Source organism: Streptomyces sparsus (assembly GCF_054776295.1).
In genome coordinates, this window is the sequence record NZ_BAAHCA010000931.1 from 1 (window position 1) to 1,893 (window position 1,893).

Annotated in this window: 2 protein-coding genes; both read left to right on the plus strand. The window is 72.3% G+C overall.

The genetic code is table 11. From position 1 onward, the window contains the following. The coding region (locus tag ACYVE9_RS25040; RefSeq protein WP_461030170.1) for a DUF5819 family protein at positions 1–669 on the plus strand (669 nt) is incomplete at its 5' end. After that, positions 666–1,893, plus strand: a 1,228-nt coding sequence (locus ACYVE9_RS25045) for an HTTM domain-containing protein (RefSeq protein ID WP_461030171.1), incomplete at its 3' end; no start/stop codon positions are given. The genes ACYVE9_RS25040 and ACYVE9_RS25045, both read left to right, overlap by 4 nt.

The following is a 1,893-nucleotide window of genomic DNA, read 5'->3' on the forward strand; positions in this document are numbered from 1 at the left end:
GTGCCGGATCCGCCCGGGGCCCTCGCCCTGGCGCCGTCCTCGCGGATCCTGCTCGCCGTCGCGGTGGCCGTGGTGGCCGTCGCCGTCGTGGTGCACCTGGGCATGGTGTTCCTGCACGTGGCGCCGTCGAACACGCTCAGCAAGCAGTACGCGTCCACCGTCGACGGCTACGTGTACCCGGAGTTCGAACAGAACTGGAAGCTGTTCGCGCCCAACCCGCTCCAGCAGAACATCGCCGTGCACGCCAGGGCGGAGCTGGACGGCGGCCCGGGCGGGGACGGGCCGGGGGACGGCGGCAGCGACACGACCACCTGGGTGAACCTCACCGCCATCGACGCCGGCCACGTCCGCGGCAACCCCTTTCCCAGCCACGTCGCGCAGAACGAGCTGCGGCGCGCCTGGGACTTCTTCAACAACTCGCACGACTCCGACGGCCGGGCCACCGGCCGCCGCGGTGAGCTGTCCGAGGCCTACCTCAAGCGCATCGTGATGCTGCGGTTGGGCGGCCGGCTCGACGTCGACCGGGTGCGGCGCGTCCAGGTCCGGTCCGCGACCAGTGCCGTCGCCCCGCCGCCGTGGAGCGGCGAGACCGTCGACACCGAGACCAAGTACCGGGTCCTGCCCTGGTGGCCGGTGACCGACACCGACATCCCCGGAGACGCCCGGTGACCACTCCGCCGCCCGCCCCGGCTCCCGCGCCCCCGCCCCGGCCCCCGCTGCCGCCCGCCGTGCCGCCCACCCGGGCAAGCCTGCGGGCCCGCCTCGACGCGTCGTTCACCCGCGCCTTCGCCACCGTCACCGGGCGGGCACTCGGCCCGTACCAGACCGCGGTGGTCCGTATCGGCTTCGCCGCGACCTGGCTGTTCTTCCTGCTGCGCGAACTGCCGCACCGGCACGAGCTGTACGGCCCGGACTCGCCGTGGAGCTGGACGCTCGCCGAGCGGCTCATCGACGGCAACCAGGCCTTCACCGTGCTGATGTGGACGGACAGCACGCTGTGGTTCGAGGTCGTCTACGCCTTCGCGGTGCTGTCCGCCGTCGGCCTGCTGCTCGGCTGGCGCACCCGGACGATGTCCGTGTTCTTCATGATCGGCGTGCTGTCCCTGCAGAACCGCAGCGTCTTCATGGGCGACGGTGGCGACAACGTCGTCCACCTGATGGCGATGTACCTGGTCCTCACCCGCTGCGGCCAGGTCTGGTCGCTGGACGCCCGGCGGGCCCGCCGCCGGGCCGGCACCGACGACGCCGACGTCCCCGGGCTGCTGCTGTGGACGCTGGGTGCCGCCGCGCTGCTCGTCGTCACCATCGGCGGACTGCTCAGCTGGGGCTGGGCGCTGTGCTTCTGGGCCCTGCTGCTGGCCCACGCCCTGTGGTGGACCCTCCAGCGGTTCGGCCCCGGTGAGCCGCGCGCCGTGCTGGACGCCCTGGTCAACCTGGTGCACAACGGCGCGCTGCTGGTGATCATCGTCGAGGTCTGCCTGATCTACGCGACGGCCGGCTGGTACAAGGTGCAGGGCTCGCGCTGGCAGGACGGCACCGCCGTCTACTACCCGATGCACCTGGACTACTTCGCGCCCTGGCCGGCCCTCTCCGAGGCGCTGGGCAGCAGCGGACTGGTCGTTCTGCTGCTCACCTACGGCACGGTCATCGTGCAGGTCGCGTTCCCCTTCACCCTGTTCAACCGCAAGGTGAAGAACGTGCTGCTGGCCGTCATGATCCTGGAGCACGCCTCCATCGCGGTGATCCTGGGCCTGCCGTTCTTCTCGCTGGCGATGATCGCGGCCGACGCCGTCTTCCTGCCGACGGTGTTCCTGGTCTGGCTGGGCGCCCGGTCGGGGCGGCTGGTGCGCCGGCTGCGCCCCGGCGGCCGGTCGTCCGGGACTGCGCCGGGCG